We start from the raw sequence: 23,198 nt of genomic DNA on the forward strand, positions 1-23,198 counted from the left end.
TGAAGCCATCTAACTAAATGTCAGCCCCGACTCTACCTGATCCTGTTTGATGGGTTTAACTGCAAAGTCTTCTTCAACATCAGCTAAATAGTGGCGCCAGATATCCAGCACAAAGTTAAAGCGCATAATATCTTTTTCGGAGTCATCAGATGGCAGGATCTTAGTCAATACACTGAGGAAATAATTAGAACTGCCATAGAGCAAATAAAAGGTAATATTGCGTTCGTTAGAGGCTTCATTAATTAAAAACCGCCACTGATTATCAATAATACTTTTCGCTGTACTGTAATTTGTAGCGTCACTATTTATCAACGACTGCCACTTAGCCATAGTTTGTTTGAACAGCGACAATTCATAGAAATTAAAAATCTTAGATGCTAAATCTGTAGCAAACGGTGGGTGGTATGCTGCCGTTAAAAAGCGGCTTAATTCAGCTTTAACATCCAAATCATGCTGAATAATAATATTATCCGGTGCTAATGGCATAGCGCCTTTGATTAAAGCACCATCACTGCAATTGAACACATCACAGCGTCGCTGCTTTTCTGCAAGCGCTTTTTCAATAAGTTGTCTGGATACATCAAACTCGGGCTTGGTAAAAACATAAGGCTTAAAGTTTCCTTTTACAGGAATACCACTGCCGTAGTGCTTCTGATAATCAATAATGTCTTTACCATCAGCTTTATAATAAGCCGAGTGTTTTGAGTGATGCTGATTAATATCGGCGTAACCTAAATCAACCCCCAACAGATACACCTGCTCAAACCCAAGCTTTAACACATAATTAAGCACTAAGTTTGATACCGTTGGGTAAGCAAATGCTAAAGACCCCACGTTATAACCATTTGAAACAAAGCCATTTCTGAAAATCTGGGTTGAAGCTTCGCCGTCTTTTAATGCCAGGTAGGTAAACTCGAATAGCCCTGCGGTATCAGGATGCACGCCATTTACAGATAGTAATTTTATCTGCTTTAAATAAGCAGGATCCTTTACCTGATTTATCCAGTCATAGGTAGCACGGTTTTGCTCTACTTCGGCGTGAAAATCAGGTTGAATACCCATTTTATGCAACGAACGGATTGCGGTACCGCAACTGATCACAATTACCTTGCTTCGGTGCTCTTTAATGTAGTCAATGCAGTTATCAAGGCTCGGGCCATTACCGATAACAAAAACAGGGATAGTCACCGCCGGTAGCTTAGCGGCTTTAGCTAAATCTGCGTACAAAAATTTGTGCCCAGCTTCCACACTCATGTAGGTATGCGCTACTCCATAGCGGGCATGGTCATAAAACTCACCCATCGCCAGGACCACCTTAAGTTGCTGTTTTAAACTCTGAATAGCTTTAAGCAATTGAGGTGTATGATAACTCGGTAGCATATAGGTGTTTGCTATCGCATAGGCACCCACCTGATAGAATTGTCCCATAAAATCATGAAAATACTCTGTTCCATCACCACCAATATTCAGGTAAATACGCTTCTTTTGCTGCTCAGCTGCAGTCAGAATGGCGGACCAATCAGTGACAAATAAGCTAGCATAAAAAAAATCAAGGTTCGGTTCACAGATATACAAATTGGTAATGTCTCGTTTCGTCAACAGCTGTTCAACATGCAACCCTAACGCCACACCAAACACAATTAGCGAATCTACATTCTCAGGCAGCGGCTTTCTCTCCGCTTTTAATGCCAGAAACATGTTCTGAAGCTTCTTGATATACCTAAAATGAATAAAACTGTTAAATTTTTCGCTGGCGGCCTGGCCAACAATTACATCATCTTTAAAGGGTTCAGCCAGATATTGATTAACCAGTATGGTTGAATCATGTTGTGGGTCATCGTAAAAGTACACCCGGCGTTTACTGTGCCATAGGTTGTACTCGCTGTTATCATCCAGCTGTAACAGCCAGTGCTTTGGCTGGTAGTCGGCAAACAACTGCTGCACCTGCGGATATAAACGGGCAAAAGTGCGCATATTTTTGTCAAACAGTTCGGTATTCACTCTGCTGCTATCGGTTTGCGGCGCAAAACCAAGTACATTTTGCGGATGTGCTGAGACAAAGTCGGTTGATTCATTAAAACCACGAAACTGCCGCCCCTTTCGTTGCAGAATTTCAGGATTACCGCTATTTTCAAACAAAAAAGCAACTACTTCATCAGATACCGGGTCACACAAATGACGGTACAGATACAATCTTTCCAAATCAGGCGCTATTGTAAGTAATTCCTGAATATCTTCTGCGATTGAAGTACCGGCGTTGCCAATCTGAAATGAAATTTGCGTGCCCGTTGCTACGGCTAGCTCAAAGATTTGTAACCAGTTAGTGCTATGCAGTGAGCACAGAAAGTTTTCCACCTTAGGCTCATAAAGCACCAGAAAATGAATGCGTGCACTTTGTAGTAAATGAACAAGCTGATATCCAAGGCCACAACCAAACATCAGTACCACATCAACCTGAGCAGGCAGCGTTTCAGCCTGATAGCCCGATGCCGCCGTAGTAAGGTGAATAACTGGTGCATGGGATACAAACTGCTCAACTTCGGCTTGCATTTCCTGCTGCGGTGTAATGCCATAGGTCACTCGGCCCGTGGTAACATTTACAATATTTAACTGACCTGCTTTTGTGCAAAAGACTGAGTAATCGGTTAGTTCATGCTCACCAATGACCTCAAGCAGCTGAGGATGGTGTTGGCGAAATGTATTTATGTTGTTACGAAGGGTTTGTTGAATAAACGGGGAGATTTGCTGCTCTAGTTTGTTTTGTGTCGTCTCGTCATCTAGCTGATAATTAATAAATTTAAGCATCTACAAACCTGGCTCTTATGTTATTTGTTTTCGCCGTAGCTTTTTTCAGCCTTCTTTCTTCGTTGGATTTGCAAAATACTATTAGCAATCTCTTTTTTTTCTTCATGTATTTTGCTTACTACTGCATTCAACCAGTGAAGATTATCGGTTAAAAAAAGTGGATATGCCTCCCCGTTGGCAACGTCCAGTGGCTTTGTGTTTAATAATCTATTGAGTGTAACAGTTTTTTCAGCCAGTTCTTCTACTGAGTATTCTTCAGTGGCCAACAATATATCTATTTCAGCCCTAAGCGCTAACACTTCAGCGCTTAGTTCAGTCAATGTTGCCACTAGGCAGCTCCCTGCGCTCTTTGCATCTGAAGCTGATAGCCTTTTTCGCGATCGGCCACAGAAATCTGATCCCAGGCGGATTTTATAGTCAATAACAGCTCCATAACTTCAGAAATTTTCTCTATGCTGTTTTCTCTGCTGGCTAAGATTAAATGGTTAATCATAAACTCATAAAGCGAAGCCAAATTCTCTGATATCTCTGCTCCAGCTTCCATATCTAAAGAACTTTGTAATGAACTGATTATTGTCATCCCCTTCGAGATGGTAGATGACTTACCGGCAAAATCTTTGCGTTCAATACAGCCTTTAGCTTTTGCCAGATTCTCTAGAGCGCCCTGCATTAATAGCTGGATCACGCGATGTGGGTCAGCAACAGCCAGGTCATCTTTAATACCAACGGCTTTGTAGGCTTTAATTCCGTAACTCATGATGCTCTCCACTAATTCGATTTGTTGGTGCCAAATCCCGGCAAGCTCGCCAGCTGTGCTGTTACAGTAGACCCCATGTTATTCATGGAACCTATCAGCGCATCCAAAGCAATGTAACGGCTGCGCAAGGTTTGCTCGAAACTCTCTATATATCGGTTCGCAGCCTCTAAATCTTTAGTGTTTTTATCAATTTGTGTTTTAAGAGTATTTTGTTTGCTGGCAATAATACCGCCGGTCTGGGTAAATTCATTTAAAAAGCCATCAAGAGTTGCACTTAAGCCCTCATCGCCACCAAAAAACGCTGCCACGCCGTCGTAATTCTCTGTTAACGCGCGATCGAAACGCGTACGGCCTGAATCCGCACCAAATTCAGAAGTACTGGAAATTTCCAGCTTCCCTTGATCATTAAAAGTGATACCGAGCGAATACAATGTGGATAAAGACTGATCAGCGCCCTCTACCGCGTTCCCCAGTAAGCCACGCAGTTGCGTCATAATATTCTTTGGCAATTGGTCTGTCGCCAAAGGCCCACCTTCCGCAGTAACCGTTTTGCCATCTGCACCTAAAGTGCGTTTTTTAGTCAGGTCAGCTATCTGATCAACCAACACGTTATAGTTATTAATAAAATTCTGAATGTTTTCTTCGGCGGAAGCGGTATCCGTCGCTATATCAACTGCCGCATTATTACCATCTGGCGTCACAGCTTTTACCGTCAGGGAAACGTCTTGAATCACGTTGTTGAATGTATTGCTGGCATTGGTAGCTGTTATACCGTCAATTTCAATAATGGCATCTTGCGCGGCCTGACTTACGTTGAGACCAGCAGAAGCACCTGTAGGTACCGTAGATACCCCATCGAGCTCGGCATTGTTATTACTGATAACAAGATCATTACCAGTGCCGGTTTCGTCTGAGGTTAGAACCAATTTGGTACCAGCTGCACCACCAGCATTTATAATATTGGCGTTTACTCCAAAATTGTCGCTCTTAGCATTTATCGTTTTCCGCAACTCATTTAGCGTCATACCAGCGGTGACTTCCACGTCAAAGCTCTTACCATTGGCAGAGAACGTCAAAGTGCCATCTGTGGTTGAAACAACATCATCGGCAGAGCCAAACGCTGTATCAGCGCTTTCCAGACGACTACCAGATGCTAGCTGATTAACTTTAATATCAAAACTGGCAGCTGCAGCGGTACTAGACGCAGATGCCTCTATATAGGTTTTATTTTCTGTTGGCTGGGTTACTGTTGCTATTCTTGCATTCAGGGTGTTACCACTCAGTTTTTTGATAGCATCTTGAAAAGCTGACAAGGCAGATTTTAACTGCCCGACGCCCGACAACGAAGAGTCCAGTGTCTTCTTGGTAGTATTAATCCTACTAAATTTACTGTTCCTTTCTACACCAACCAAGGTGGTAACGAGTTCCTCGAGTGGCAAACCGGAGGCTGAACCAAGGAAATTAATACCAGACATAAAAACCTCTACACTTTGTTGTCGATTAACAGGCCGATAGATTGTCCCATTTCTTCCTGTAACCGTTTAATGTCCTGCGCTACTTTCAACAACTCTTCAGATGGAATTTGTTTAATCAGCTCATCAGTCTCAAAGTCTATCACTTTAATGACAGACCGGCCCGACACATCATCAATAGAAAAACTTAATGACCGTTGCTCTAACGCTACAGCCTGATTAACCACATCAACCGCCTGCTGCAAATCGGTTTTATTTACCTCTGTAACCGGTTTTTCGACATTTACTGCTGATAATGGGGTAACCGGTTCTTCCGGCGCAAATTTTATTGCTTTGTCGGCGACAGCAGCGTAGTTTACCAGCGTCGTACTATTTACATTAATACTGCTCATATTCAGACTCCTTATCGGCGCGCAAGGTGAGAACTTTATAACAAATTCTCACCGCTGCGCGTATTAGTTTAACCCAATAACGATAAAGCTGCCTGTGGCCGCTGGTTCGCCTGTGCCAATACAGTAGTACTGGTTTGCTGCAGAATCTGCTGACGGGTCAGCTCTGCAGTTTCACGGGCAAAGTCTGTATCACGGATCCGGCTGCGAGCACCTGATACGTTTTCAGAGATATTAGTTAAGTTACGGATAGTTGATTGAAAGCGGTTTTGGATCGCACCTAAGTCTGCACGCTTACCATCAATCGCTTTAATGGCGCTGTCAACCAGAGCAATGGCTGTAGAGGCACCCGTTACACTAGAAACGGTTAATGCACCCAGACCCAGACCGGCAGTACCCCAGCCTGCACCTGGTGTGGTACGACTTAAATTAACACTGATGTTTTGGTTAGCGTTAGCACCAACCAAAAATTTTGCTGAGTAACTGCCACTTAGCAGGTTTTGGTTACCAAATTGCGTGGTAGTAGCAATACGGCTCATTTCCACTTTTAACGCTGACACTTCTTTTTGCAGGGCAGCGCGGTCATCATTACTGTTGATACCGTTCTGAGACTGGATTGCCAGAGTACGGATACGCTGTAATGAGTTAGTGATTTCTTCCATAGCACCTTCAGCTACCTGAGCAACTGAAATACCATCGTTCGCGTTACGTGCGGCTTGATCCAGGCCATTAACCTGGCTGGTTAAACGGTTTGAAATCTGCAGGCCGGCCGCGTCATCAGCAGCACTGTTAATTCTGAAACCCGAAGACAAGCGCTTGAAGGCTGTATCCAGGTTATTACCAGAATTGAACAGCTGACGCTGAGCATTCAACGACGAGGTATTGGTGTTTACATATAAAGCCATGAGTCACTCCTTAGTTGTCGGTAGCGGCGCCACGTCCAACTGATGTTTAAAATACGGTTATCCCGTTAACTGAGCCAAGCTGCAACTTGGCTTAACTAGTATTTCGGCTGCGGCTTCATAAACTTTAGGAAAAAAATCTATTTTTTTAATTAAATTTATTTCTTATTTAAATTCAAAAAGATAAAAACCACCGTTAGGTGGTTTTTATCTTAACTTGTCAAAATACTCAGTGCAGCTTGCGGCCTCTGATTGGCCTGCGCCAACACTGTAGTGCTGCTTTGCTGAATTATCTGGGTCCGGGTAAGCTCAGTGGTTTCCTTGGCGTAATCGGTATCGCGGATCCTACTGCGGGAAGCGGACACATTTTCACTGACATTAGTCAGATTACGAATTGTTGAGCCCAACGCATTTTGCCAGGCACCTAAATCAGTACGAGCTGAATCAACAGCCAATATTGCACTGTCAAGCGCAGACAGAGAATCGGCAGCGTCATCTTGCCCAAGCACAACTGCCGCAACATTTAATCCGCCAGCGTCGCTACCATAACTGGCTGACAAATCAATTTCTATTTTCTGCCCAGCATTTGCACCAATCTGAAACACTACCTTAGGCGTGCTGCCATCCAGTAATTTAATGCCACCAAATTCAGTATTGTCGGCAATATTCTGAATAGAAGCTGCCAATTCATCATATTCCAGCTGAATGGCACTGATATCCGCTGCGGTATTGATGCCGTTTTCTGATTGAATGGTCAGTACCCGCATGCGTTGTAAACTAATGCCAATCTCTTCCATGGCACCTTCGGTAACCTGTACCAGCGAAATCGCGTCATTTGCATTACGTACCGCTTGATCCAAACCATTCACCTGGCTGGTCAGCACATTGGTAATCACTAAACCAGCAGCATCGTCTGCAGCTCTGTTAATGCGAAAGCCCGATGTCAGCCTCTCAAAAGTTGTGCTTAAGCCAGCCGTTGCGTTACTTAATAAACGCTGCGAAGTAAGCGATGACTGATTAGTATTTACGACTAACGACATACTGCAATTCCTTCTCAGTAAGAGGGATATGAGCCGCCTGTCAGCGGCTCATATCTTTACCTCAGTTACTGCAGTAAGCTCAATGCAGCCTGAGGCCGCTGGTTAGCCTGTGCAAGAACCGTCGTACTGGTTTGCTGCAGGATTTGCGTACGAGTTAATTCTGCCGTTTCTTTAGCAAAATCCGTGTCGCGAATACGGCTGCGGGCGCCTGATACATTTTCCGAAATGTTGGTCAGGTTGCGAATTGTCGCCTGAAACCGGTTTTGTACCGCACCCAAGTCTGCACGTTTACCATCAACCGCTTTAATCGCACTGTCGATCAATGCTAGCGCTCCTGATGCACCACCGACTGTTGATACTGTTAATGTTGCTAAACCCAAACCTGTTGTACCGTAACCGTTGGTACGTGATAAGTTCACACTGATATTCTGGTTAGCATTCGCACCCACTAAAAACTTAGAAGAAAAACCACCAGTTAACAGATTCTGATTACCAAACTGCGTAGTCGATGCAATTCGGCTCATTTCCAACTTCAGCGCTGATACTTCTTTTTGCAGCGCAGCACGATCATCATTGCTGTTAATACCATTCTGTGACTGAATCGCAAGGGTACGAATACGCTGCAAAGAATTGGTAATTTCCTCCATTGCACCTTCTGCTACCTGTGCCAGCGAAATACCATCGTTGGCATTACGTGCAGCCTGGTCCAATCCATTCACCTGACTGGTTAGCCGGTTCGAAATTTGTAAACCTGCGGCGTCATCAGCAGCGCTGTTAATCCGAAAACCTGAGGACAACCGTTTAAATGCCGTGTCCAGCGCATTGCCTGAGTTGAACAGCTGACGCTGAGCATTTAATGATGAAGTATTGGTATTGACATATAAAGACATCTTAACTCTCCTGCTACCTAATTAAACACTAGCAGCAGCCGCCTTAACAGGCGATGTTGCTATTTTTTTGTGCTACTTATGTATCGGAAAAAAAAGAAAATACTTTAGATAGTTTATAAAAATACTTATTTTAAAGACAAAAACATTTTAAAATAGAAAAAGCCGCATTAATGCGGCTTTTTAGGAAACAGCTTTACTAGCCCTGCAGTAAGCTCAATGCAGCCTGAGGCCGCTGGTTAGCCTGTGCAAGAACCGTCGTACTGGTTTGCTGCAGGATTTGCGTACGAGTTAATTCTGCCGTTTCTTTAGCAAAATCCGTGTCGCGAATACGGCTGCGGGCGCCTGATACATTTTCCGAAATGTTGGTCAGGTTACGAATTGTCGCCTGAAACCGGTTTTGTACCGCACCCAAGTCTGCACGTTTACCATCAACCGCTTTAATCGCACTGTCGATCAATGCTAGCGCTCCTGATGCACCACCGACTGTTGATACTGTTAATGTTGCTAAACCCAAACCTGTTGTACCGTAACCGTTGGTACGTGATAAGTTCACGCTGATATTCTGGTTAGCATTCGCACCCACTAAAAACTTAGAAGAAAAACCACCAGTTAACAGATTCTGATTACCAAACTGCGTAGTCGATGCAATTCGGCTCATTTCCAACTTCAGCGCTGATACTTCTTTTTGCAGCGCAGCACGATCATCATTGCTGTTAATACCATTCTGTGACTGAATCGCAAGGGTACGAATACGCTGCAAAGAATTGGTAATTTCCTCCATTGCACCTTCTGCTACCTGTGCCAGCGAAATACCATCGTTGGCATTACGTGCAGCCTGGTCCAATCCATTCACCTGACTGGTTAGCCGGTTCGAAATTTGTAAACCTGCGGCGTCATCAGCAGCGCTGTTAATCCGAAAACCTGAGGACAACCGTTTAAATGCCGTGTCCAGCGCATTGCCTGAGTTGAACAGCTGACGCTGAGCATTTAATGATGAAGTATTGGTATTGACATATAAAGACATGGTGTGCTCCTAAACTCGGTAATCTTACTTAACGTTTATCGCTAAGTCGTAATCCAGATACTTATTTATCGCGCAATCTTGGTTTATCTTTAGCTTTTTTTTAAGGACGACGATTTAATGCTCTTAAGTTGTTGTACTTAATAATTTTTCCATTATAGTTTAGACGATATACGACAGACTTCAGGTAGCGACAATGAGTACTTCAGAAAGCTTTACTGCACTGGACCAAGCGTTTGCTGATATGCAAAACCAAAGTGAGCTTTACAAGCCTTCAGCATTTTGGACAGACGCCTCACTTAAAATCGCTACAGCATTAAAAATGCATGGTGTGGAAAACTTCAGACGTATTGACGACATTTTGGCGTTTTTTGTACCGACTTATGGCTCACCCGGTAATAGCTTTACACCTTACATGCAAAGTGAATTGACTAACTTTTTCCAGCAAACCTTTCCTGATGCAGTTAAAGCTCAAAAAACTATAGAACTGATGCTTGGCGGATATCAATCTGCGCTCGCTGATTACCGGGTGTTTCTCGCTGCTGATGATCCAGCAACAGTGCCACAACTTAGTCATTTCTCTGAATCAGAATTTGGTAACCCCATTGAACACTTTGAGTTTGATGGTAAAAAATTCAGCCGTTCCTCTCTGAATTACCTGCTCGGCATGCAGTTGCTAAAACGCTACTTGGATACAGAGATAAATACTGTGCTAGAAATCGGTGCAGGTTTCGGTGCGCTTGGCGAAATATTAGCAAAAAGTGATATTCCTAGCCTACGCTATATCGACGTTGATATTCCGCCAACGTCTTTTGTTGCCGAAACATACCTAAAAGCGGCTCTTCCTGGAAAAAAAGTGGTCGGTTATATGGAGACCAGACACCAGGATAATATCGACATCGCCTTGCTCCCCGAAATTTCTGTACTATGTAGCTGGCAGTTACCGAAACTCAGCGGCTCCATTGATTTATTTGTCAACTTTATTTCGTTTCAGGAGATGGAACCGTCTATCGTCAAAAACTATTTTAATCATGTTGAGCGGTTACAAAGCAAATGGATCCTGCTGAGGAATATAAGGGAAGGTAAACAAGTGAAAAAACATAAAGATGACCTTGGCGTTGAGCAACCTATACGAACGGATGATTACATCGACATGTTGCCAAATTACAACTTAATAACCCGTCAGGTGTACCCTTTTGGTTTTAAAACAGTCGATAATTTTCACTCTGAATTATTATTATTTAAACGGCGCTAGAATTAAAAAGGTAGATAACAAGTGATTATCTACCTTATATAGTCAAATAAGCTCACACCCGATACCTTCACAAAAGTATTAGAGATAGCCTCAAGCGCAATTTCCTGTTTAGTAATTTCTGTTATCGCAGCTGCGTAATCCACTTCAGCCAGGTCAGCTCGGTAGGCTTTGTTATTGATCGTTAAATCTTCATTGGTACCAAATACACTATCCAGCACATTTACTCTGCCACCTATTGAAGACAGATAACTATCAATGTTTGTTGCAGCAGAAGTGACCTGAGTTATCGTATCACTGATAGCTTCATTATAGTCAAATGAAGAAAATGACGGGTCTTCCAGCGCAGTAATAAATTCTCCAATTGTGGTCAAAATGTTCTTCTTTTCCGGTGCCTGTAACGAGAAGTCAACTTGTCCTGGAACAGCTGCAGCACCACTTACGGTAATTGTAAGGCCGTTAAAGGCTATAGGAGCATCAGGGGTAAAAGTGCCAGTAACAGGTGGAACCAAACTGGTACCATTTTGTTGGATCTCATAGGTTGATGGAGCCGTAAGCACCACACTGAAGTCATTGTTTGCCGGTGCCAGGCCGTCATAGGTCTGTTTATAATAAGCATCAAACTGGCTTTGATCTGTCACTGAAACAGAAGCTGCTGTCGCACCACCGGCGCTGATAACTGCCGCAGTCGTTTTGAAGCGCGCATCCACATTTTCAAAGATAAATTTACCGCTATCATTGCCAGCCAAGGCTATTGTTGGTGAAATCTGCAAAGCCTTTTGTCCATCATCCCCCTGAAACTCATATATGCCAGTGGCGTTATTGTAGCTGTATGTTTGTTTCTTATCCTGAAAACCAGAGAAGATATACCCGCCCTCTGCATTACGGCTATTCATCAAATCCAGCAATTCAACCTGAATATTTTTCAGCTCTTGCGCAACGGCCTTTTTGTCCGTCTCGGTATAAGCACCGTTACCTGCAGCAATGGTTAAAGTACGAGCCTTGTCTAGCGATAAGCGCATATTAGTCAGCACTGTCTCTTCCAGCGCCAGATTATTCTTCAACAATACGCTGTTGTTCTGAAACTGTGCGACTTGCTCTAAATTCTGATCCAGCCCCAAAACCTTAGCAGACGCAGCTGGATCATCAGCTGGCGTCAAAATCCGGGTTTGTTTGGTAAGTTGGTCCTGCGCCCGGTTCATTTTCTGCTGGGTATTTAAAATGCCATCTAAACCGGCATTAAATTTCATATTAAAAGACAAGCGCATAATTACCTCACCGCTGACAACAGCGTATCGAACACGGTTTGTGACGTAGATATTATCCGGGCTGCTGCAGCATAGGTCTGCTGAAACCTTACCAGATTAGAGGCTTCTTCATCCAGACTAACACCCGATAACGACTCATACCAGGCGGTAGTTTGTTCTAACAACGCCTTACTGGCGGCTTCATTATTCCGCCCCTGACTAGTACGTTCGCCAATCAAGCTGACCATATCAGCGTAAGATTGGTTGAAGTTAACAGCATTTGCGCTGTCCGGCGCAGATAGCGGATTGAGGCGTGTGGTCTGCTCTGTTTGCAAAGCAGACATAGCCAAACCGTTACGGTTATCGTTAAAACCGCCGTCGTTAAAGCTTATACTAAACGTATCTCCAACAGACGGAATACCTGTCACAGAAAAATCGAAACCTACGTCAATACCTGCCTGAGCAAAAATATCCTGATACTGATTTGAACCAAAGGCTGCAGTAGCAACGGGATTACCAAGATTGTCTACTATTTCAAAAGTATCACCACCAACATAGGTCATTGTCCAGGGACCATTAATCAGACCTGACGGTGTATCAAAACCATATGCGGGTAAGGTTGCCGGTGTGGTATCCGTAACAGTTAACCCCTCTATTTGGGCATTGCCCAGGTTAGTGACGGAAAATTCACTTCGTACCGGAGATGCCAGGGCAATATCTTCAGGTCGGGTAGTTGCCAGCTCCAACGTCCTGGAAGCGGTGCTCAGTGGTTTAAGCTCAAATTGATCACCTATAGCCGGAGCACCGGTCAGCGTAATTTCAAGACCATACAGATCGCCTGCCGCATCTGCCGAATTAATTGTTACAGGGTATGCCCCCACTGCAACGACTTTATCCGAGCCGGCAATTATTTTCCCTTCAGAATCAAGAGCCTGAATTCTTACCCCACCTGCTTCCACCGTTAGTAAAAAATCATTTGGTGGTAAGCTACTGCCTTTACCTGGCTCGATAGTAAGACTAACAGCTCCAGTTCCTGTGTTAGAGGCGTAAGAAAAGCCATTGCTTACGGGTAACTTGAATAAATCGCCACCAATTTCGCCGTTCAGATCCATCCCAAGACGGTTTTGTGTGTTCATCGCATCTGTCATTGACAGTGCAAGCTGCCCCAGACGGTTTTGTGTTGGTATCAGAATCTCTTCGCGAAATGCCAATAAACCACCTATTTTTCCACCCACATTCTCAATATCAATATCCCGCTCGATACTTGGTTTTGCGGATAGTTGCAGCTTTAAATCACGCTGCGAAGGATCTGGATCACCACGTAGTGAGATAAGGCTGTAATCGCCCCGTTCTACAACCAACGACTGTCCGGTCGCGAGGAAAACCAGTTTTTCTCCATTATCGGCATCCAGTGTGCGTATATCGACCATTTCTGACAGATTTTTAATGGCCAAATCGCGTTTGTCCAGCAAATCCAGCGGCACGGGTCGGCTACTTCCCGTACCAAAAGACGAGATTTCAATGTTCAAATTTGCAATCTGTTTGATGTAAGCATTCGCCTCATCTGTATAGATATCAAGTTGCTGGTTAACAAAGTTATCCTGATCTAATACAAGATTGGACAAGGTGTTGAACTTATCCAGCAATGCTTGAGAACTGCCGATAATAAGCTGCCGATTGGCCAGCGTAGCCGGTTCATTATTGGCAATCTGGAACTGTTTAAATAAATCATTAATCCCGGTAGCGATACTATTGGCAGGGTTAGAAAACAGTGCATCCACGCGATTGGCTTCTGTAACGTACTGCTGAGCAAAACTGTAGTTAGACGTATCGCGCCGTAGTTGCTTCTGCGTAAACTCACTGACCAGACGTTCCGTCGTACCTTTGCCTACACCTAATCCCAGGATCTGTGATTCAAACTCGGTGCGCTGACGTGTATAGCCTTCAGTATTAATGTTGGCAATATTATTACTGGTGGTATTGAGCAAAGTAGTGTTTGCCAGTATGGCTGAAGTACCAATTCTGAGTAAATTATCTGACATTGCTCTCTCCGTTAACGCCGGCTGCTGCGTTACTTAGGCTTTTATTCGGCTGCATGGGTTATTTCTTTAGTGTCGCTGTCATCGCTACGGGCGTTTTGCAAAGCAGGGCTTTGATATACCGCCATAATTTTTTGTGCGTACGCGGGGTCTGTCGCATAGCCTGCCGCCTGTAATTGTTCAAAATACGCTTTGGTATCTGCACTGGCGTTAACCGCGTCCTGATAACGCGGATTCTGTTTAATAAAGTCCACATAATCTTGCAGACTATGCTCTGCTGAACTGTAAGCACGGAATCGGGCCTGCTCTTTTTTGGCAATACCACCGCGGTACTCCAATGTATCGACCACAGCGGTATCACCTTGCCAGCCGTTGTTAGCTTTGATGCCAAACAGGTTAAAGCTGTTGTTGCCCTGATTATTCTTGATCATCCGCTGCCCCCAGCCTGTTTCAAGTGCCGCTTGCGCTACCAGAGCCAGCGGGTCGAGCCCCAGTGCTTTAGCGGTTTGCCTTGCAGCTGGCAGCAGGTTTTTAACGAAGTCGGCCGGGCTATCTACCTTCCACTCCGGCTGAGTCTGCTGGTCTACAGCTGCAACCGGCGATGTGTCGGTAGCTGCTGTCCCCTCTCTCTGCGGCTGAGGCTTTATGTGTAGCGCTGGCAGAACAACGTTCGGCATCGTCAGTACTTTGTCAGTTTTGTGCTGGGGCAATTTAAGCTCTGAGGGTGTTGCTCGGACAGGCTTGATCCCCAATGCAGGGCTAAGTTGCTGTACCAGCAAGTCGGCTAACCCTAAAGCACCATTTTTTGATAGCTCAGTCGCCATCTGGCTGTCCTGCATATCGCGATAAAACTTAGTGGTCTGGCTGTTCATCATGCCATCCACTTCAAATGCCTCGTTGGCTTTGCGCATGCTGCCAAGCAACATACTGAAAAAAATTGACTCGAACTGCTCCGCAGCCTGGCGCAATGCACCCGCTTCATCTTTACCAGCCGCACTGCGAATTTGCTGCAGGCTGCCAATATCATGATACGAAATATTGTTCGGTGTCGTGCTCATGTTAAATCACCACCAGCTCACCATGAATAGCGCCGGCTTCTTTAAGCGCTTCTAAAATTGCCATTAAATCACCTGGCGCCGCGCCGACAGCATTTACCGTACGCACTAAATCATCCAATGTAACGCCCGGGTCAAATTTGAACATCCGTGACTGGTCCGGCCGCACATCGATAATGCTGTTTTCTTCGATTGCAGTCTGGCCATCAGCCAATGGGTTAGGCTGTACCACTCTTGGGTTTTCAGCGATAGTCACTGTTAAACCACCGTGAGTCACCGCCGCCGGGAAAAGCCGAACCTCTTTGCCGATAACAATAGTACCGGTACGGGAGTTAATAATAATTTTGGCTGAATAATCTCCCGGTTCAAACGTCAGATTCTCCAGCGTCGACAAGTAAGATACCCGCTGGCTGACATCACGTGGCGCCCTAACCTGCACAGAAGTCGCATCAAGTGAATACGCAGTTTCCGGCCCGATAAAGGCATTGATAGCCTCAGCCAGCCGTTTTGAGGTAGTAAAATCTGACTGCTTCAGGTTAAACGTAATAAAGTCATTTTGGGCAAAAGGTGTAATCACCTCGCGCTCTACCATGGCCCCGTTAGGAATACGGCCTACCGTTGGCGTATTGACCAGAATACGCGACCCGTCCAACCCTTCTGCGCCAAGGCCGCTGACAATTAAACTACCTTGTGCAACGGCATAGACATTGCCATCAAGGCCCGTCAGAAAGGTTTGCATCAAAGTACCGCCACGCAGGCTTTTGGCACTACCAACCGATGAAACGGTAATGTCCACGGTCTGGCCAGGCTTGGCAAACGCCGGTAGTTCAGCATGCACAGCCACAGCCGCAACATTTTTAATCTGTGCTTTCATGTTGCCAGGCAAAGTAATACCAAAATTGCTTAACATGGTGCGAAAGCTCTGTTCGGTAAAAGGGCTTTGCTCACCTGTACCGGGTAATCCTACAACCAGACCATAGCCTACCAATTGGTTCGACCGCACGCCTTCAACATCAGCGACATCTTTAATTCGTGCGCCTAAAGCAGGTAATGCCAGTAAGCACAACAAGATAGCCATCACAGATTTCATTTGTGCTCTCCTAGAATGGCCACAGCGGACCGTTAAAGAACCGGCTCAGCCAGCCGGGTGACTGACCATTATGGTGTGCACCGGTACCACTGTACTCAATACGCGCATTGGCAATTTTGGTCGACTCTACCGTGTTATTCACATCAACATCCTGCGAGCGGATAACGCCGGTCAGACGGATATACTCTTTACCGGTGTTAAGCGTCAGCCACTTTTCACCACGGATCACCAGATTGCCGTTGTTCAGCACCTGCAGTACATTGACCGAAATATTACCGACCAGGCTGTTACTCTGATCCGCCTTTGAATCACCTTTATAATCTGAGGTTGAATCGGCGCCAAACTGCAAAACATTGCCGGCAACGGACACATTTCTGCCGCCAAGGCCAACCATCGGCTCAAATGACGTAGAACTGTCTTTTTGCATTTCCGTTTTCGCTTTTTTACTGGCCTGAGTGCTCTCGCGCAGTACCACGGTAATAATGTCGCCTTCATGCCGGGCTTTATTGTCTGCATACAGGCTGTTTGAATAGGTTTGAGCAAACAGTGAGCCATTTTGCGTCAGCGGCCTTGAAGGCTGCTCCGGCACCAGCGGCGAAAAATACGGATCATCCTGCTGCGGCTCCTGCAAAGACGCGCAGCTGCTGAGCAATAACACGCCACAAAGAACAGACATAATGCGTAACATAAGGCCTCCCATTACAGCTGCTGAATCGCCGTACCCAGCATTTGGTCAACAGATGAAATCACTTTTGAGTTCATCTCATATACCCGCTGACTTTCAATCAGGTTAACCAGCTCTTCAGTAACGTTAACGTTTGATGTTTCAAGCGAGCCCTGCACAATAATGCCCAGCCCTTCCAGCCCGGGTATGCCCTGCACAGGGTCGCCGCTGGCGCCGGTTTCACGGAACAGGTTTTGCCCGATAGGCTCTAAACCCGCCGGATTTATAAAATTTGTCACGGTAAGCTGACCAAGCACGGCAGGTTGCCCCTGACCAGGTAACTGCACTGAAACCTGACCGTCCTGCGCTATAGTGATACTTGTCGCATCTGGCGGCACAACGATATTCGGCTGAACCTGATAACCGGCACCTGAGGTCACGACGTTACCTTCATCATCAACAGTAAACTGGCCATTGCGGGTATATGAAATGGTGCCGTCCGGCATCAGAATTTCAAAAAAACCATGGCCTTGTATCATCACGTCCAGACTGTTGTCTGTTGTGATCATATTGCCCTGGGTAAAGTTTTTCTGTGTAGCCACCACTTTTGTGCCTGCGCCAAGCATTAACCCGTTAGGCAATTCAGTATTCTGTGATGATGCACCACCAGGCTGATTGACATTCTGGTACAGCAAGTCTTCAAAAATTGCCCGGCTTTTCTTAAACCCAACGGTGCTGGCGTTGGCCAGGTTGTTTGAAATAACCGAGATATCGCGCTGTTTCGCGTCTAATCCGGTCTTACTAATCCATAAAGCTGGATGCATGTTTGCCTCCCGGGCTATCGCCCTTTCAATAATCTGTTAGCCGACGATTCTCAGCAGTTGATTCTGTTGACGGTCCATTTCTTCAGCGCTTTTCATCATTTTCACCTGGATCTCAAACTGACGTTGCAGGCTAATCATGTAAGTCATCTCGCCAACAGCATTGACGTTACTGCCTTCCAACGCACCTTTGAGCAAACTGACATCGGCACTGGCCTCTTCTATCTGACCGTCTTTACGACGGAACAAACCATCAGTACCCTTATCCAACTCGTTGTTCACCGGCCTTACCAGCTTAATACGCCCAACGGGCGCTATAGCATCTGCAGGTGCGCCAAGGGGCAGTGCACTGACAGTGCCGTCCTGCGCAATTTCAACCTTTGCCAGCGGCACCGGCAACTGAATAGGACCATCGTCTCCCAGCACAGGCAAACCTGTTACGGTTTCCAGCATACCAAGGGGGCTTATCTGCAAACTGCCGCTACGCGTGTATGCTTCATTACCATCCTGTGCTTGCACCGCAAGCCAGCCATCCCCCTGAATTGCCACATCAAGCTCGCGCTCAGTCATGATGACAGCACCGGCGTCAAAGTTTTGACCTGGGCGTTCTGTCAGCGAAAATACCCGTGTCGGTAAACCTTCGCCAAAAGCCTGCATTGACCTGGCCTGCTCAAAATCAGCCTTAAAGCCGGTCGTACTGGCGTTAGCCAGGTTGTTTGAACGCAGTGCCATACCGTTCATATTTTCTTTGGCACCACTCATGGCGATATATAACAGGTGATCCATAACGCGCTCCGTCAGTCGTCGTTGCTACTTCCAAAGCAAATTTGATGCCACATATAAAAATGCAGTAAAGCTGCTGGCCGCAACGCTTTTCCCAATAAAAAAACACCACCGCGAAGGGTGGTGTTTTTCAGCTAAACCATGCTTATCGTATCTGCAGCACTGTCTGCTGTAAGGTACTGTTAACTTCCAGCGCCCTGGAGTTTGCCTGGAAGTTACGCTGGGCACTGATTAAGTCAACCAGTTCAGTGGTCAGGTTAACGTTTGATTGCTCCAGCGAGGACGCATTTACCGCGCCAAAAGTACCGGTATTAGCCTGCCCGCCTATAGGTTCACCTGAAGTAATACTTTGTTTCCATGATGTATTACCAACCTGCTTTAAGCCTTGAACGTTGGCAAAACGCACCATCGCCACCTGCGCCAGATAGGCAGAGTCACCGTTACTGTAACTGGCCAACACTCGGCCAAAAGCATCAATATCTACTCCGGTTAAGTTACCGACGGTAGTACCATCCTGGCTCAAATTCTCTACGTCAAAAATCGAAGCATATTGTGTGGGAGTTCTGACACCGGAAGCGTCACGGAAGTTAACGACAACATCAGAGACAGCCTGTGCACCATTCGTTAGGTAAGTATTTGCCGGGTCATTAAGAGCTGTGGCAGGTATAGTGATAACCGGCAATGGTGTTGTTTCAATAAAATTACCGTTAGAGTCAAATTCTACCGGATCGCCAGCAAACCACGAATCTGCAGCTGGCGGTGCTGCTGTTTTGTTATCCCACACCACAAAAGTGTCCCAGGTATTTACCGCCGGAGCGCCCTGCTTACGAAAGTACGTTGTTACCTGATGAGACTCCCCCAGGCTGTCATAAACGGTAACTGACGTCGAATGATTGTAAGTTGCGCGGTCCGTTGGATCAAAAGCAGCACCAGGTGCTACTACACGGGAATCTAAGTTCATGCTCAAGAAAATGTTATTAGTCGCACGAGGCGCACCGGCGGATGTCGGGATCGAAATTGGTTGCGTGGTACTTAGGCTAACCGACTGATTTTCCCCGTCAACAGGGTCTACCGCAAAGCCCTGCAAGAAATTGCCTTTGTTATCGACAATAAAATTATCTTTATTCAGCTTAAAAGCACCAGCCCGGGTGTAGGTTAAATCTTGCGAGAAACGATCTGGCGTCAGAGCAAAAAAGCCTTCACCGGTTATCGCCAAATCCAGCGAGTTATTGGTAAATTGCAACGACCCTTGGCTAAACTGCTGTGCAACAACAGAGGTGGTCACACCATCACCGACCTTAGTGCGGCCAGAGGCAAAAATAGAGGTTGCATAAACGTCTGCAAACTCTGCCCGTGACTCTTTAAAGCCAGTTGTATTTACGTTGGCAATGTTATTTGCCGTGGTATCCAAATCTTTCTGCGCTGCGGCCAGGCCGCTTAATGCGATATTAAAACTCATAATTCACCTCAGCTCGCTATTAACTGTAAGATACTTCTAAAACATCACTTAATTTAACCGGCCCCAGCCCCAGCAGGTTCAGCGTAACCCCGCCACCTGTGCCGTTAAGGCTCACGCTGCCCACCGGCGAATACACATTTGCCGGTAAGCTGGCGTTAGTGCCATCGGTGTAGTTGACGTCCACTTTGACTTTATAGACACCGGCCTTCACCCGCTCAGACAGTTCGCCGTCAATTTCTTCGGCACTGCCGGCACCAGATTCCATATAGGTACCATCCCAGATAAACTCGTTCTTACCAACTTTAGGGTTTTCAACGCTAAATGTCTGAACAAGCTCACCTTTCTCGTTTTCTATCCGCACTTTCATCATCGTTGCGGCTTTATCCAGTTCAATGGTGCCGCGCGATAGCGTTTCGCCGGTAAACACAATTTCTTCAGACTGTGTTAACACGCTACGGCCAACCAGCGATGACGCCTGCAATGCCTGGTTAGAGGTCATGCTTTCAGCAAAACCTTTAAAACTCTCATTTAGCGAACCGATACCATCAGCCATGGTGAAGTTGGTCATCTGCGCGATCATCTGATCGTTTTCAACCGGCTTGGTCGGGTCCTGATACGCCAACTGCTGTGTTAACAGCGCAAAGAAATCAGCCTGCGTCAGGGCGCCGTTATTTTTATCCGGCGCTTTATCGGTGTTATCCCAATACATGCCGTCCAGAGCAGAGTTATTGTTTACTGAACTAGTCATAAGTTATGCCCTTAGCTTGATTGGCCTAAACGCAAGGTACGCATTACCATTTGTTTAGCGGCATCAGCTGTCTGTACGTTGGTTTCATACGAGCGTGACGCTGAAATCATGTTCGCCATCTCTTCCATAATGTTGATATTGGGCTTATAGATGTAGCCATTTTCATCTGCCAGCGGGTGGTTCGGCGCATACTCCACGTTCAGCGGGGCGTCCGACTCAACAATACCCAGCACCTGTACGCCAGCGGTGTCATCGCCCTGCTGGCGCTGGGCTTCTGACAGTTGGGCGGCAAACACCGGGTGCCTGCCGCGATAGGTCTGGTCAATACTACTGCTGACGCTATTGGCATTGGCAATATTACTGGCGGTGGTATTCATACGCACAGACTGTGCTGTCATACCGCTGCCGGCGATATCAAAAATTTTATAAGCACTCATGGTTACTGGCCTCCACCGGTGATGGCTTTTTTAAGGCCGCTGATGCGGGCGTTCAGAAAGGTCATGCTGGCCTGGTACTCCAGGCTGTTCTGCATAAAGGCGTTGCGTTCGCGATGAATATCTACGCTGTTGCCATCGCCGGTATCCGGTTGATCCGGGTTACGAAACATCGTTTCCTGACGCTGGGCAATAGAAATATTAAAGTGTTGCTCGTGCGTGCGGTTTATCGCACCGGATTGCCGGGCCTTGGCATTGCTTAAGGCCTGATGAAAATCGATATCTTTGGCTTTATAGCCAGGCGTGTCTGCGTTTGCGATGTTTTCGGCCAGCACCTGTGCCCGCCGATCACGCACCAGCATGGCTTCAGGATGCAAACCAAATGCTTTTTCAAAACTGATTGCCATTTTTTTGCCACCTGTTTATTCACGATGGCAAATCAAATGCAAAACTCAGGCCAGAAATAAAAAAATCAGCGTTCAGCTTTTTTTGCGGTAAATAATACCGGGGTTACAGCGGATCATTTCAAAATCGTTGTTCAGACTGGATAAGGATTCGGACGCGCCCAGGAACAAATAACCGCGTGAATTCAGCGACTGGGCAAACTGGCGGATAATTTTTGCCTTCACATCTGCCGAAAAGTAAATAAGTACGTTTCGGCAAAAGATAATATCGAATTTGCCTAGCAGCGTGTAACTGTCCAGCAGGTTAAGATGGCGGAAACTCACATTCTTACGCACGGGCTCTTTTACCCGCATCATACCTTTGCCGCTGTCTTCAAAAAACTTACTGCGACGCTCGGGCGACAAGCCACGCGACAGCGCTAAGCCGTCATATTCAGCCCGCTGACAGTGCTCCAACATAGTATTAGAAATGTCAGTACCAAGAATGTTTACGCCAAGGCTAAACGAGCCCGGACGACTTTGCTGATATTCCAAAGCTGTCATTGCAATAGAATAAGGCTCTTGCCCACTGGAGCTGGCCGCCGACCAAATTTTGACGTTACGGCAAGTTTTTTCCATCTCGGGAAAGATTTGTTTTTTCAATAACTCGTAGGGGTAAGTATCTCGAAACCACAAGGTTTCGTTTGTCGTCATCGCATCTATCACTGCCGATCGCAGCTGCCGCTCGAACGGGCTAAGGGTTTTTGTCACCAGCTCAGACAAAGATGCAACACCGAATCGTTGCATTAGCGGTGCCAGCCGGCTTTTAACCAGATATTGCTTGTTCTCTCCCAGCACTATACCGCATTGCTGTTCCAGGAAGTCCCGGAACAGTACGTACTCTTTATCCTGTAAATCTTTGTTCAGCACCGGCAGTCCTTAACTATCAGTCAGCATGCAACCATTTTTGTACCGACTCCGCCAGCTCGTCAGGGTTAAACTTGGCAATAAAATCATCCGCGCCGACTTTTTGTACCATTTGCTGATTAAATACCCCACTTAATGAGGTGTGCAGGATAACATGCAAACGTTTCAACCGGGCATCCTGTTTAATTTCAGCGGTAAGGGTATAACCATCCATCTCGGGCATTTCGATATCTGAAATCAGTAAACCGACTTTCTCTGTCACCGATTCAGTACACTCTTTTGCCACTTGCTGCAGGTAAGTCAGAGCTTCGCGGCCGTTATTTACCAGATGCATCCGCACACCGAGCCCTTCCAGAGCCCTCTTTACCTGATTGCGCGCTACAGCAGAGTCGTCGGCAATAAGGATTAGTCTGTCGCCCAAATCAGCCGTAATACTCTGAGTGTCGAGCGCTTTTGATATTGCTGTGGGTGATGGTGAAATTTCTTCCAGAATTTTTTCTACATCCAGAATCTCTACCAGTTCTTTATCAATCTCAGTTACTGCTGTCAGGTAGCTTTGTTTGCCGGTTGTCCCTTTGGGCGGCGGCATTATAGCTTCCCAGTTGATATTGATAATGCGTTCAACCGAGTTAACCAGAAAACCCTGCACTGAGCGGTTGTACTCAGCAATAATGATAAAACAGTCTTTGGTGTTATCAATGGCTTTACCACCTGTCGCCAGGCTTAAATCAATAACAGAGATAGTCTGACCGCGTATATGGGCAATGCCGCGCACATACTTATTACGCTTGGGGATAGCGGTCAACGGCGGACACTGCAATACCTCACGCACTTTAAACACATTAATGCCGTAACGCTGGCGGCCGACCAGCTTAAACAACAATAATTCCAGCCGGTTCTGCCCGACTAACTGCGTACGCTGATTTACTGAGTCTAAAATACCGGCCATCTGCCGCTCCTCTGTAATACTATCAGGATCAATTCTTGCTTAACCCCTTATCAAATCAGGTTAAGGCGGTT

At 46.0% G+C, this 23,198-nt stretch carries 23 protein-coding genes; 1 reads left to right on the forward strand and 22 read right to left on the reverse strand.

Annotated elements, in window-relative coordinates:
• Positions 1–9: 9 nt before the first annotated feature.
• The 9 genes from AC5SV9_RS03635 to AC5SV9_RS03675 all read right to left on the reverse strand — a co-directional run bounded on the left by AC5SV9_RS03635 (position 10) and on the right by AC5SV9_RS03675 (position 9,279).
• The gene (locus AC5SV9_RS03635) at positions 10–2,805 is read right to left on the reverse strand and encodes a motility associated factor glycosyltransferase family protein (RefSeq protein ID WP_475152667.1); all 2,796 of its coding nucleotides are present in this window, start codon (positions 2,803–2,805) and stop codon (positions 10–12) included.
• A 20-nt stretch (positions 2,806–2,825) separates the two neighbouring features.
• Positions 2,826–3,134, reverse strand: a complete 309-nt coding sequence (locus AC5SV9_RS03640) for a hypothetical protein (protein WP_475152665.1) — start codon at positions 3,132–3,134, stop codon at positions 2,826–2,828.
• A complete protein-coding gene (fliS, locus tag AC5SV9_RS03645; protein ID WP_475152663.1) occupies positions 3,134–3,562 on the reverse strand; it encodes a flagellar export chaperone FliS in 429 nt (142 codons plus the stop codon). Before fliS ends, AC5SV9_RS03640 begins: the two co-directional genes overlap by 1 nt.
• Before the next feature lie 11 nt (positions 3,563–3,573).
• Positions 3,574–5,037, reverse strand: a complete 1,464-nt coding sequence (gene fliD / locus AC5SV9_RS03650; RefSeq protein ID WP_475152661.1) for a flagellar filament capping protein FliD — start codon at positions 5,035–5,037, stop codon at positions 3,574–3,576.
• Between the two features lie 8 nt (positions 5,038–5,045).
• Positions 5,046–5,426 (reverse strand): flagellar protein FlaG, encoded by a 381-nt coding sequence (locus AC5SV9_RS03655; protein WP_475152659.1) that lies wholly within the window; start codon positions 5,424–5,426, stop codon positions 5,046–5,048.
• A 68-nt stretch (positions 5,427–5,494) separates the two neighbouring features.
• Complete coding sequence (locus AC5SV9_RS03660) at positions 5,495–6,328, reverse strand: flagellin N-terminal helical domain-containing protein (protein ID WP_475152658.1); 834 nt, start codon at positions 6,326–6,328, stop codon at positions 5,495–5,497.
• A 209-nt stretch (positions 6,329–6,537) separates the two neighbouring features.
• On the reverse strand, positions 6,538–7,365 hold the full coding sequence (locus AC5SV9_RS03665) for a flagellin N-terminal helical domain-containing protein (protein WP_475152656.1): 828 nt from the start codon (positions 7,363–7,365) through the stop codon (positions 6,538–6,540).
• A 65-nt stretch (positions 7,366–7,430) separates the two neighbouring features.
• Entirely contained in the window at positions 7,431–8,255 is an 825-nt protein-coding gene (locus AC5SV9_RS03670) for a flagellin N-terminal helical domain-containing protein (RefSeq protein ID WP_495473533.1), read from the reverse strand.
• Positions 8,256–8,451: 196 nt separating this feature from the next.
• Positions 8,452–9,279 carry a flagellin N-terminal helical domain-containing protein gene (locus tag AC5SV9_RS03675; RefSeq protein ID WP_495473534.1) on the reverse strand — a complete coding sequence of 276 codons (828 nt, stop codon included), beginning with the start codon at positions 9,277–9,279 and terminating at the stop codon, positions 8,452–8,454.
• Between the two features lie 193 nt (positions 9,280–9,472).
• Between AC5SV9_RS03675 and AC5SV9_RS03680 the strand changes: the two genes are divergently transcribed.
• Positions 9,473–10,531: a putative sugar O-methyltransferase gene (locus AC5SV9_RS03680; RefSeq protein WP_475153152.1), complete on the forward strand. Its 1,059-nt coding sequence runs from the start codon at positions 9,473–9,475 to the stop codon at positions 10,529–10,531.
• 29 nt (positions 10,532–10,560) lie between these two features.
• On the opposite strand, the gene flgL is transcribed toward AC5SV9_RS03680, so the two are convergent.
• From flgL to AC5SV9_RS03745, 13 genes are all read right to left on the reverse strand, one after another.
• The gene (flgL, locus tag AC5SV9_RS03685) at positions 10,561–11,796 is read right to left on the reverse strand and encodes a flagellar hook-associated protein FlgL (RefSeq protein ID WP_475153151.1); all 1,236 of its coding nucleotides are present in this window, start codon (positions 11,794–11,796) and stop codon (positions 10,561–10,563) included.
• Between the two features lie 2 nt (positions 11,797–11,798).
• Positions 11,799–13,817, reverse strand: a complete 2,019-nt coding sequence (gene flgK, locus AC5SV9_RS03690) for a flagellar hook-associated protein FlgK (protein ID WP_475153149.1) — start codon at positions 13,815–13,817, stop codon at positions 11,799–11,801.
• A gap of 41 nt (positions 13,818–13,858) precedes the next feature.
• On the reverse strand, positions 13,859–14,872 hold the full coding sequence (gene flgJ / locus AC5SV9_RS03695) for a flagellar assembly peptidoglycan hydrolase FlgJ (RefSeq protein WP_475153147.1): 1,014 nt from the start codon (positions 14,870–14,872) through the stop codon (positions 13,859–13,861).
• A gap of 1 nt (position 14,873) precedes the next feature.
• The gene (locus tag AC5SV9_RS03700; RefSeq protein ID WP_417704941.1) at positions 14,874–15,959 is read right to left on the reverse strand and encodes a flagellar basal body P-ring protein FlgI; all 1,086 of its coding nucleotides are present in this window, start codon (positions 15,957–15,959) and stop codon (positions 14,874–14,876) included.
• Positions 15,960–15,969: 10 nt separating this feature from the next.
• On the reverse strand, positions 15,970–16,647 hold the full coding sequence (flgH, locus tag AC5SV9_RS03705; protein WP_134053703.1) for a flagellar basal body L-ring protein FlgH: 678 nt from the start codon (positions 16,645–16,647) through the stop codon (positions 15,970–15,972).
• An 11-nt stretch (positions 16,648–16,658) separates the two neighbouring features.
• Entirely contained in the window at positions 16,659–17,447 is a 789-nt protein-coding gene (gene flgG, locus AC5SV9_RS03710; protein ID WP_273023780.1) for a flagellar basal-body rod protein FlgG, read from the reverse strand.
• Positions 17,448–17,483: 36 nt separating this feature from the next.
• Entirely contained in the window at positions 17,484–18,230 is a 747-nt protein-coding gene (locus tag AC5SV9_RS03715; RefSeq protein WP_475153145.1) for a flagellar basal body rod protein FlgF, read from the reverse strand.
• A 142-nt stretch (positions 18,231–18,372) separates the two neighbouring features.
• Complete coding sequence (gene flgE / locus AC5SV9_RS03720; protein WP_475153144.1) at positions 18,373–19,686, reverse strand: flagellar hook protein FlgE; 1,314 nt, start codon at positions 19,684–19,686, stop codon at positions 18,373–18,375.
• A 19-nt stretch (positions 19,687–19,705) separates the two neighbouring features.
• Positions 19,706–20,434 (reverse strand): flagellar hook assembly protein FlgD, encoded by a 729-nt coding sequence (locus AC5SV9_RS03725; RefSeq protein WP_475153142.1) that lies wholly within the window; start codon positions 20,432–20,434, stop codon positions 19,706–19,708.
• An 11-nt stretch (positions 20,435–20,445) separates the two neighbouring features.
• Complete coding sequence (gene flgC, locus AC5SV9_RS03730; protein ID WP_475153141.1) at positions 20,446–20,871, reverse strand: flagellar basal body rod protein FlgC; 426 nt, start codon at positions 20,869–20,871, stop codon at positions 20,446–20,448.
• A 2-nt stretch (positions 20,872–20,873) separates the two neighbouring features.
• The gene (gene flgB / locus AC5SV9_RS03735) at positions 20,874–21,275 is read right to left on the reverse strand and encodes a flagellar basal body rod protein FlgB (protein WP_475153139.1); all 402 of its coding nucleotides are present in this window, start codon (positions 21,273–21,275) and stop codon (positions 20,874–20,876) included.
• Between the two features lie 72 nt (positions 21,276–21,347).
• Positions 21,348–22,181 carry a CheR family methyltransferase gene (locus AC5SV9_RS03740; RefSeq protein ID WP_475153137.1) on the reverse strand — a complete coding sequence of 278 codons (834 nt, stop codon included), beginning with the start codon at positions 22,179–22,181 and terminating at the stop codon, positions 21,348–21,350.
• 16 nt (positions 22,182–22,197) lie between these two features.
• Positions 22,198–23,127 carry a chemotaxis protein CheV gene (locus AC5SV9_RS03745; RefSeq protein WP_475153135.1) on the reverse strand — a complete coding sequence of 310 codons (930 nt, stop codon included), beginning with the start codon at positions 23,125–23,127 and terminating at the stop codon, positions 22,198–22,200.
• Between the last annotated feature and the right edge of the window lie 71 nt (positions 23,128–23,198).

It is taken from the genome of Rheinheimera sp. ATLC3 (genome assembly GCF_059429535.1).

Bases quoted from the DNA above. Each gene is read 5' to 3' on its own strand.
- AC5SV9_RS03715 (WP_475153145.1), bottom strand. From the start codon at position 18,230: ATGGATCACCTGTTATATATCGCCATGAGTGGTGCCAAAGAAAATATG.
- flgL (WP_475153151.1), bottom strand. From the start codon at position 11,796: ATGCGCTTGTCTTTTAATATGAAATTTAATGCCGGTTTAGATGGCATT.
- flgH (WP_134053703.1), bottom strand. From the start codon at position 16,647: ATGTTACGCATTATGTCTGTTCTTTGTGGCGTGTTATTGCTCAGCAGC.
- AC5SV9_RS03660 (WP_475152658.1), bottom strand. From the start codon at position 6,328: ATGGCTTTATATGTAAACACCAATACCTCGTCGTTGAATGCTCAGCGT.
- fliD (WP_475152661.1), bottom strand. From the start codon at position 5,037: ATGTCTGGTATTAATTTCCTTGGTTCAGCCTCCGGTTTGCCACTCGAG.
- AC5SV9_RS03675 (WP_495473534.1), bottom strand. From the start codon at position 9,279: ATGTCTTTATATGTCAATACCAATACTTCATCATTAAATGCTCAGCGT.
- flgG (WP_273023780.1), bottom strand. From the start codon at position 17,447: ATGCATCCAGCTTTATGGATTAGTAAGACCGGATTAGACGCGAAACAG.
- flgC (WP_475153141.1), bottom strand. From the start codon at position 20,871: ATGAGTGCTTATAAAATTTTTGATATCGCCGGCAGCGGTATGACAGCA.
- AC5SV9_RS03665 (WP_475152656.1), bottom strand. From the start codon at position 7,365: ATGTCGTTAGTCGTAAATACTAATCAGTCATCGCTTACTTCGCAGCGT.
- flgJ (WP_475153147.1), bottom strand. From the start codon at position 14,872: ATGAGCACGACACCGAACAATATTTCGTATCATGATATTGGCAGCCTG.
- fliS (WP_475152663.1), bottom strand. From the start codon at position 3,562: ATGAGTTACGGAATTAAAGCCTACAAAGCCGTTGGTATTAAAGATGAC.
- AC5SV9_RS03655 (WP_475152659.1), bottom strand. From the start codon at position 5,426: ATGAGCAGTATTAATGTAAATAGTACGACGCTGGTAAACTACGCTGCT.
- AC5SV9_RS03670 (WP_495473533.1), bottom strand. From the start codon at position 8,255: ATGTCTTTATATGTCAATACCAATACTTCATCATTAAATGCTCAGCGT.
- AC5SV9_RS03635 (WP_475152667.1), bottom strand. From the start codon at position 2,805: ATGCTTAAATTTATTAATTATCAGCTAGATGACGAGACGACACAAAAC.
- flgE (WP_475153144.1), bottom strand. From the start codon at position 19,686: ATGAGTTTTAATATCGCATTAAGCGGCCTGGCCGCAGCGCAGAAAGAT.
- AC5SV9_RS03745 (WP_475153135.1), bottom strand. From the start codon at position 23,127: ATGGCCGGTATTTTAGACTCAGTAAATCAGCGTACGCAGTTAGTCGGG.
- AC5SV9_RS03700 (WP_417704941.1), bottom strand. From the start codon at position 15,959: ATGAAATCTGTGATGGCTATCTTGTTGTGCTTACTGGCATTACCTGCT.
- flgK (WP_475153149.1), bottom strand. From the start codon at position 13,817: ATGTCAGATAATTTACTCAGAATTGGTACTTCAGCCATACTGGCAAAC.
- AC5SV9_RS03725 (WP_475153142.1), bottom strand. From the start codon at position 20,434: ATGACTAGTTCAGTAAACAATAACTCTGCTCTGGACGGCATGTATTGG.
- flgB (WP_475153139.1), bottom strand. From the start codon at position 21,275: ATGGCAATCAGTTTTGAAAAAGCATTTGGTTTGCATCCTGAAGCCATG.
- AC5SV9_RS03680 (WP_475153152.1), top strand. From the start codon at position 9,473: ATGAGTACTTCAGAAAGCTTTACTGCACTGGACCAAGCGTTTGCTGAT.